This window comes from Agrobacterium sp. ST15.13.013, from assembly GCF_027956525.1.
Taxonomy (GTDB): Bacteria; Pseudomonadota; Alphaproteobacteria; order Rhizobiales; family Rhizobiaceae; genus Agrobacterium; species Agrobacterium salinitolerans.
In genome coordinates this window covers 1-439 of sequence record NZ_JAQKGP010000100.1, presented here as the reverse complement: position 1 = coordinate 439, position 439 = coordinate 1, and the positions used below count along the sequence as shown (strand labels likewise).

Annotated in this window: 1 protein-coding gene; it reads right to left on the bottom strand. The window is 57.2% G+C overall.

The window, feature by feature from the left end:
* Window positions 1-127 precede the first annotated feature (127 nt).
* A partial coding sequence (gene chiQ / locus PL597_RS26065; protein ID WP_271366663.1) for a ChiQ/YbfN family lipoprotein occupies window positions 128-439 on the bottom strand: 312 nt, incomplete at its 5' end.

The window sequence follows — 439 nt, the reverse complement described above, 5'->3', positions numbered from 1 at the left end:
TTGCGGATTCATTGCCACCGCGCTACTGTTCGTGCGGCTGAGCCGCGGCTATCAGCCGGCGGAGAGTCAGCGCAAAAAAAACAAACGGGCGGAGATATGCCCCGCCCGTTTGCCGCTGTCGTCTGATTTAATGGCTCGTATTATTGCTGCGGATCTCCTTCCAGAGCTGATCGCAGCGCGCTTTCACCGCCTGATCGTTGCCGGTGCGGGTGGCCTGAATACACTGTTGGTAATCCAGGACGCGAACGCTCTCCTGGTTGGCGAACTGCTGGTGCTGTTTATCCTTTTTCAGCACATTCAGTACGCTCTGGCAGGCTTCAATCTTGTCCGGATTCCCTTCCGCCGTATTAATACAGGCGCTATAGGCATCTTTCAGTTTGGTGTCTTCTTTCGGCGCCGGCGACGTGGTGCAGGCCACCAGGCCCGCTGCCATCATGGC